The 7,866-nt window shown below is 44.9% G+C and carries 6 protein-coding genes; 4 read left to right on the top strand and 2 right to left on the bottom strand.

Annotation, left to right across the window (positions count from 1 at the left end; all coding sequences use genetic code 11):
* Positions 1–949: transposase (locus tag IH879_15715; GenBank protein ID MCH7676374.1), on the top strand; the 949-nt coding region annotated here is incomplete at its 5' end.
* Positions 950–1,299: 350 nt separating this feature from the next.
* Here the strand turns inward: IH879_15715 and IH879_15710 are convergent.
* Positions 1,300–4,272 (bottom strand): UvrD-helicase domain-containing protein, encoded by a 2,973-nt coding sequence (locus IH879_15710; protein MCH7676373.1) that lies wholly within the window; start codon positions 4,270–4,272, stop codon positions 1,300–1,302.
* A gap of 231 nt (positions 4,273–4,503) precedes the next feature.
* On the opposite strand from IH879_15710, the gene IH879_15705 reads away from it, so the two are divergent.
* From IH879_15705 to IH879_15695, 3 genes are all read left to right on the top strand, one after another.
* Positions 4,504–4,821, top strand: coding sequence for a hypothetical protein (locus IH879_15705; protein ID MCH7676372.1), 318 nt, complete (start codon positions 4,504–4,506; stop codon positions 4,819–4,821).
* Positions 4,822–5,331: 510 nt separating this feature from the next.
* Positions 5,332–6,048, top strand: a complete 717-nt coding sequence (locus IH879_15700) for an NTP transferase domain-containing protein (GenBank protein MCH7676371.1) — start codon at positions 5,332–5,334, stop codon at positions 6,046–6,048.
* A gap of 54 nt (positions 6,049–6,102) precedes the next feature.
* Entirely contained in the window at positions 6,103–7,290 is a 1,188-nt protein-coding gene (locus IH879_15695; protein ID MCH7676370.1) for a hypothetical protein, read from the top strand.
* Between the two features lie 345 nt (positions 7,291–7,635).
* Here the strand turns inward: IH879_15695 and IH879_15690 are convergent.
* Positions 7,636–7,866 (bottom strand): aspartate-semialdehyde dehydrogenase (locus IH879_15690; GenBank protein MCH7676369.1); only part of this gene is annotated, 231 nt, incomplete at its 5' end.

Genomic DNA, 7,866 nt, shown 5'->3' with positions numbered 1-7,866 from the left:
ACGCGTGGCAGACATTGCGCAAGATATGTACGAGCTCATCTGCCAATTCAAAGGCCATACAGCCGTCAACTCACTGTATAGCTATAAAGAACTCGAGCGGGTTTTCACCGAACATTGCTCTGTTGAAGATGAAAATGTCGTTGTCAAACCTGCTAAAGAAATCCGTTCAGACAGTTTACAAAATCCATCTGACCCGGATGCAACCTATGATGGCCACAAAGGGCAAGGCTACCAGGTTCAGATTATGGAAACCTACTCTAAGGAAACGCCTGAAGACAACGATTCTGCCTCGTTGCAATTAATTACTTATGTTGATGTTGAGCCGGCTCATTGTCACGATAGCAATGCTTTGGAGCCTGCCCTTCAGGAAGTAAAAGAACGAGACTTGCTTCCCGATGAGCTTGGAGCCGACACCCTCTACGGTAGCCGGGACAACAAGAAAAAAGCCAAAGAACACGGGGTTGATTTAATCGCTCCAGTGCCGGGCAACACCCCCAAAAACAACTTAGTCGATTTTGAATTTGACCGACAAACCCATGAGGTTAAACGGTGTCCCAAAGGCCATGCCCCAACAAGAATCAAACCCAACAAAAAGGGTACGCTCACTGGAATCTGGTCAGAAGACGTTTGTCGAACTTGTGCCATTTTCTCATCATGCGCCGTCAAGAAAGCAAAACACGGGTATCGCTTACTCTACAATCACAACGAAGCTGACGCTGCCTTGCGTCGGCGCTATCAACAAAGCGAAGAGTTCAAAGAGAAGTACCGGTATCGCGCTGGCATTGAAGCGACCCATTCACGTTACATTCATATGACCGGGGCAAGGCGCATGCGCTATCGAGGCTTAAAGTGCCTAGATTATGCAGCAAGGCTAAAGGCGCTAGGGATAAATATGTTCAGAGCAGCCAAATTCATGGTTGTGCAGGCGGAAAATCCCTGCTATGTATGAAAATGCTGCAGGTTTTTCTTTCTTAATGTGTCAAAGAACGATTGAAAACTCTTTCGGTTAAGTAAATCTAATACCTTTTTCGTAAGTTGTGCCATTTGGCTGATTCCTGACGATTGTAGCCATTTGAGCAGTTTGACTTTTTACGGCTTTATCAATATAAGAAATCTCATCATTTTGTCAAGAGAATATTAAGCCAGCGATTGTAATTACACCTGATCCAAACGACTATCCTATAACTTTGTGGATTTAGTGAACAGAGTTAAAAGAGAGAAGAGCTCGACAAATTCCAGGGTTAGTGAAAAAGATTAACTTAGGCGGTATTGACTTGGTATTTTAATTTACCTAACTCCTCACTTCGCCGCCGTCGCCGGGCAAACCTTTGAAAATGAGCAAAGGTTACAAGTCATATAACCTGGTTTAGGCGTGTAGTCACGGGCGCGGATTCCTTTGGATACATCATTGAGTTTAGCTTTAAATTTAATCATATCCTTATCCGCGATTTGAGAGCGGCCGACCAAGCCGGTGTCGAGGAAGTGAAGCTCGACATATTTTGGCAATTTACCTGCCGATTTTTCATAAGCCAGGGCATAATTCACCATCTGCAGGCTTTCTTTCGTTCTCTTGTTTGCCTTGTCCTGAGTATCAATTGCAGATGATTTATAATCGATCACATAAACGTCGCCATCCCGAATGTCCACCCGGTCCCACCGGCCCGTCAAACGGTTATTGCCAAGCATGTAGCTAAATTGTTCTTCTACCCTTGCCGGTTTATGGTCTGAGGCTTCCTGCTCCTCATAGAATCTTTTTAGAGACTCCCGGCCAACCCTCAGCCGCTCTTCTTCATGTTCACGAGTCAGGAAGCCAATGCTGCTCCAGTTACTTTCAAAGACTTTGATGACTTCTTCAAGTGAAATTTTCTTGCCGCTCATTTTGTGGCGGCCATATTCACCAACAGCTTCATGAATGGCGCGTCCATAAATCAGCGCATGGTTTGGCAGGACCGGGACCTTTAGAATATGAATATATTTGTATTTTAAAGGGCAGGATAAATAATCATCGATTTTGCGATGACTGAGATTAAGGAGTTCATCAGCGGGGATTTCGGTTTCTGCCGGCAAGGAGTCGTCGCTACTCGGGGCAAACCGTTCGAGTGCTTCCAAAGGCGAGGCTTTTATATAGGCCTCATCGGCTCGCGGTTTGTCCAACGCCTCAAGCACAAACTGACTGATTTTTCGCGGCCGTTCAGTGCCATAGTCCCGCGCGCTGGTAAAATAGAGTTCCCTTTCGGCCCGGGTCATGCCGACGTAGAAAAGCCTTCTTTCTTCCTGCACATGAAAATCGTCCGAGGGCAACGTATCTTTAATTAACTCAGGAGGAAGTACCAGGGGGTCGTTCCAGCCCCGAGTCGGGAATTTCTGGTCGAGTAAGCTCACCATAAACACAACTTTGAATTCGAGGCCCTTGGCGCGGTGATAGGTCAAGACACTGACGGCATTTTCGTTCAACTCGACCATCGCGGTGGCCGGATCATCGCCTGCGTCAATTAAATTCTCGAGATAGGGCACAAATTCCTGCACCCGATCCTTCCTCAACATTTCCGATTTGTTCTTAACGTGCATGCAAAATTTTGCAATATTCTGAATTTTTAAATCAGACTCAATTGAATCAACCTCCATTAACTGTTCCAGGTAACCACTGTCTTTTAAAAAACTGTATAAAACGACGTGAGTCGGCTCGGTGCGGGCCAGATCTAGATATTTCTGGATATCTTCTAAAAGCTTCTTCAGTGTTGCAATGCTTTCCGCGCTCAACTCCTCAAGCTCGGGATAGCTCTCAAAATGCCGCAGCACGTGATGGAGCGTTCGGTTTGAGCGGTTGGCAACGTTTAAACACATGGTGATTTCATGCATCGGAAAATGGTAGACCTCTGAGATGGCGAGATTAAACAAACTAATATAGTCCCGGAAGTCACTAATCGCTTTTAGAAAGGAAATCAGCATACGAATTTCTTCTCGCTGGTAAAGTCCCCGGCTGCCGGAAAATTGAAATGGAATTCGGTGCAAGTGTAATGAACGCAAGAAAGCATCGGCATCATAATTGGCGCGCACAAGAATTGCAAAGTCCTTATAGTTAAATTGGCCGGAAGAAACCTTCGCCTTTATCATCTCAGCGACTTTCTCTATTTCGCTGGTGAGGGTGTCAAAATGCATATGCTCAACCATTTTTTCACCAGTTAACTGCGCAGTCAGCTGTTTATTGATGTTGTTTTGCACTTCCAGTCGATCCGGATTGTTGTGACCGATGAGTTTGTAAGCCGCATCCAAAATCATCTGACTTGACCGGTAATTTTCTGTAAGCACGATTTGCTTTGCATTCGTATACAATTCTGTAAAACCGAGAATGTTACTAATCGCTGCACCCCGGAATTTATAAATCGATTGATCGTCATCGGCGACGACCGTGATGTTTTCATGCACTTGTGCCAAAAGTCGCACCATTTGAAATTGTGCATAATTTGTATCCTGAAACTCATCCACCAGAATATACTTGTAGCGATTCTGAATCTTTTGCAGCGCCAGAGGATGCTCGCGAAAGAGCCTCAACACCGTTGTGATTAAGTCACCGAAATCCAGTTTACCGTTAGCAGTCAAAAGCTCCTGATACGTAACATAAGTATGGGCCAGCTCCAACTGCTGTGCCGCATATTCTGCTTGTTCTCGATTGTCTGGTTGAACTTCGGTTATGAGTTTTTTAGCGAAACTCAGGTATTCTTCCGGTGTAATATCTTCATCCTTCGCGCGGCTAAAATGTCCGATGATTGCCTCGATGAATTTATCCGGGGTTGAGAGCGGGCGGTAAATTTTCAGGGGTAAATCAAAGAGGCGGTCTTTAAAGAAAATAATTTGCTCGGGAGTAGGCAGGACTTGAAAATCCGTGGGCAGTCCCAGCTCAAACGCGAACTCGCGCAAAATGTGGTCGCCAAAAGCATGGAAAGTAGAAATCCAAACCGTTGCATATCCGTATGGAATGAGCAGGTCGACTCGCTCTTCCATCTCGGCGGCAGCTTTCTCCGTGAAGGTCAGGGCAAGAATTTCATCCGGCCGCGCTTTTTTCGATGAAATCAGGTGCGCAATTCGGTGAGTGATAACTTTGGTTTTTCCGGTACCCGCCCCGGCGACAATCAGCAAAGGTCCCTGGTCATATTCGACCGCCGATTGTTGCTCTTTATTTAACCCCGAGGCAGTTTTAGTTTTATCTGCAGATTTAGATTTATCAACTGTTTTAGGTTTATCTGCAGTTAAGTTTAGTTCGATTTGATTCATGAGTAAAAAATAATGGATTGACAAGTAGAAGTCAAGCAGTTAATTAAAGTGCACTATTTTGTTCAAAGTTGAACCTATTGGGACAACAAAAATTCAGGTACTCGTCTAAAAAAATGGTTTCAAGTTTTTTATAATCAATGCACTAAAAGATAGTTCAGATGAACTGGCACGCCCCTTGCATAAAGACAAATCAGAATTTGAAAGATATAAAAAACGTATAGGAGAAACATCATGAATAAATTAAGGAAGTTTTTTGCGGCCGCTGCTTTGGCCGGTTTGTTCTTACTGCCTTCACTTGCTGAAGCCGGAGTAAGAGTCTATGTTCGATTTGGCCCGCCTAAAGTGAGAACGGTAAAAGTTGTGAAGCATGTCAGGCCCTGTGCTAAAGCAATTTGGGTCTCAGCGCATTGGCAATATAAGCACGGACGCCATGTTCGGTTAAAAGGTTATTGGCTTAAACCACGGCATGGTTATGTTTACGTGCAGCCCCGTTGGAAAAGGAATCACCATGGCTATTACTATGTTGCCGGCCACTGGAAAAGAGTTTGAAGATCGGGTGCAGTGACGGCGCCGTTATGAGAACAGGGCTCCTTCGCCTCAGAGGGGGCCTTTTTTATTTTACCTTTAAGATAGCTACAGAGATTAGCGGAGCGGTCTCTGTAGCTGGTGGCGGTTACGGAAACCGCTTTCGCTAATTTCCGTAACTATCTAAAAGTTTTTCTGAAAAATTTAGCGGAGGGCGACCCCTTTCCGATTTTCCTTAAATCTTTTATAATAATAAAATCGGAAAGTGGCGCACGAAGCCCGCGCAGGATCCCTCGTCCCGCCATTCCTTTAAAAATATAATAATGCTTTCGGGACGAGGAGCCGGAGCGGCCCCAAAAAAACAAGCTAAAGCTTGGACACCTGACTTGCCCGAATAAAAATCCTTTCGTTTTTCTTGCTATTCTCTCCCCCATTTTCTATTTTTTGACCCTATATTAATTTCACCTTGCACAGCGTTAAAGATGTAAACTTTTTCATCCGATATTTTATTAAATTCAAAAAGGATAATCTATTATGAAGGGAGTTATTTTAGCTGGCGGATTAGGGACTCGTCTCCATCCTCTCACCAAAATTACCAACAAACATTTATTGCCGATTTATGACCGGCCAATGATTTACTACCCATTGCAAACGCTTGTTGATGCAGGAATTGACGATATTCTGCTTGTTACAGGTGGCAACAATGCGGGTGATTTCCTCAAATTGCTGGGCAACGGTAAAGAATTCGGTCTGAAGCATCTTAATTATACTTATCAAGAAGGTGAAGGAGGAATCGCCGAAGCTTTAGGATTAGCAGAATATTTTTCAGAAGGAGATTCAGTTATTGTAATTTTGGGCGATAATATTATTGAAAAAAGCATAAAAACCGCTGTCGATACTTTTAAGCAACAAGGCGGCGGCGCAAAAATACTGCTTAAAGAAGTCGCTGATCCGCAGCGCTTTGGAGTAGCAGAGCTGCACGGCGAAAAGGTTGTTAACATCGTTGAAAAACCAAAACAGCCGAAATCAAATTTAATTGTGACCGGGGTTTACATGTATGATTCCGAAGTCTTTGACATAATCAAAACCTTAAAACCTTCGGGCCGCGATGAACTGGAAATTACGGACGTAAATAATCGTTACATTCAAGATAATAAAATGACATTTGAAGTCTTAGACGGCTGGTGGACGGATGCAGGGACTTTCGAGTCTCTCTATCGCGCAAACTCGCTGGCAGCCTCAGGGAACTAACTCAACACAGGAAAGTCCTCAATTTTAAACTGAAGATAAGGAAAGGGTAGCACCATGAATCGACTTAAATTTATTTTTATCATCTTCGTTGTCGCAGCAATGATTCCAACCTTTGTCAATGCGCAACTTATTTTCAATGGAAATCGAGGGCTGAACTACGTTCACTCAGCATCGACTCTGCCGGCTGGCTTCTTGACCACAAAGCTTTACTCCCGTGGTTATAGCACTGTTTCGAATGAGCCAACTGGTTCCGTTAATATCTATGACTTGAACGGACGTTTAAGCATCAATTATGGGCTTAGTAAGCATTTTGAACTTGCCGTGACTCCCCTTCTTTATGGTGACACAAATTTTGGCGTTGAACTAAACAACCCCGGCGATGTATTTATGTCAGTTAAGTTCGGCTCCTTAGGCTCACCGGGTAGTTCCTTAACTTACGGCCTTGCAGTGAACACCAAAGTTCCTCTTGGCAAAGTTTACAACATTCCGTTTGAACCTTATGGCGCAAAGCGCATCGGATTTGGCGCGACCGGAATGGTAAGTTATTCAAAGGATGCGCTTTACCCCGATGAAGCATTAAACCTCCATTTCAATCTTGGATACTGGAACCACAACGATGTTGGCGTTAAGTTGACCAACAACGTTGCAGCAGCCAAGCCCGCTTCAATGTCACAGGAAATTCTGTATGCAATGGGAGTCAGAGTCCCAAAAAATAAATTTGAATTTTCCGCTGAATTGTATGGCAATTTTTTTCTGAAAGCTCCCCCCGAGTCAGCCTACAGCAGGGAAAATTATCTATATATTTCGCCGGCGGCTTCTTATAAATTGACTCGCTGGATGTCCTTAAGCCTTGGTGCTGACCTCAGAATCTTTGAAAGCAGTGACAAAACACTTTACGCACCTGCTGCCGCTGGCATTCCTCGAACGCTGGCAAGCGCGCAGCCCAACTATGCCGGATGGCGGCTTAATTTCGGTACTCATTTTTCCCTACTGCCGACTAAAATGTACAGACCCAATCAGCGAGATGTTCTTTTGCAAAAAGCCGAAAACCGCCGCGAACTGTTTGAGAAAATTATCAGGGAACAGCGCGCCACCGAATCCGCCGAAGCTGAGCTTGAAAGAATCAAAGCCGAGCGCGTGCGTGCTGAAAAGGAACTGGCAAGACTCCGCAGAATCCTTGAAGGCAACCTGAAAAAAGATAGGAAGGATTTGCAGGAAGAGAAAGAAGAAAACGGGAATTAATGTTTGTAGTTCAGCCTTTAGGCTGGTTATAAGTCGATAAAGAATTACAAACCCCGGGTTCTAAAAAAGAGCTCGGGGTTTTTTATTTCTGACTGCTCCGGCCTCCTCTCCCGACTCTATTATTGTATTTTTAAAAGGAATGTCGGGATGCGGTGTCCTCCGCAGGCTCGGGCGCCTCCTCGAATAGTGGCCCCGAACCGTCGGGGCATTTATTATAAGCGCCTCCTTCGTCGGCTTACCGGCGGGGTCGCCCTCCGCTTTCATTTTTATTTACCTCCTTCCCAAGCTCCAGCTTGCGGGCAATTGAATGGGCAAGCTCTGCTTCCCAGTACTCGAAAAGCAATCTCACTCCTTAATCAACTCCTCAGCAATCTGAATCGCATTCAGCGCCGCCCCCTTGCGCAGATTATCCGAAACCACCCACAAATTCAAACCATATTCAACGGAATCATCTCTACGAATTCGGCCAACAAAAACTTCATCCCTGCCAGCTGCAAAAGCGGGCGTGGGATAAACCTCATCTTGAGGATGATCCATCAACACAACCCCAGGCGCCTCGGATAAAATTTGGCGGGC

It is taken from the genome of candidate division KSB1 bacterium (assembly GCA_022562085.1).
GTDB lineage: Bacteria > Zhuqueibacterota > Zhuqueibacteria > Oceanimicrobiales > Oceanimicrobiaceae > Oceanimicrobium.
This window is presented reverse-complemented; position numbering and strand designations above follow the sequence as displayed.

Excerpts from the sequence above, each read along its gene's own strand:
- IH879_15710 (MCH7676373.1), bottom strand. The coding sequence starts at position 4,272 with ATGAATCAAATCGAACTAAACTTAACTGCAGATAAACCTAAAACAGTT.
- IH879_15705 (MCH7676372.1), top strand. The coding sequence starts at position 4,504 with ATGAATAAATTAAGGAAGTTTTTTGCGGCCGCTGCTTTGGCCGGTTTG.
- IH879_15700 (MCH7676371.1), top strand. The coding sequence starts at position 5,332 with ATGAAGGGAGTTATTTTAGCTGGCGGATTAGGGACTCGTCTCCATCCT.
- IH879_15695 (MCH7676370.1), top strand. The coding sequence starts at position 6,103 with ATGAATCGACTTAAATTTATTTTTATCATCTTCGTTGTCGCAGCAATG.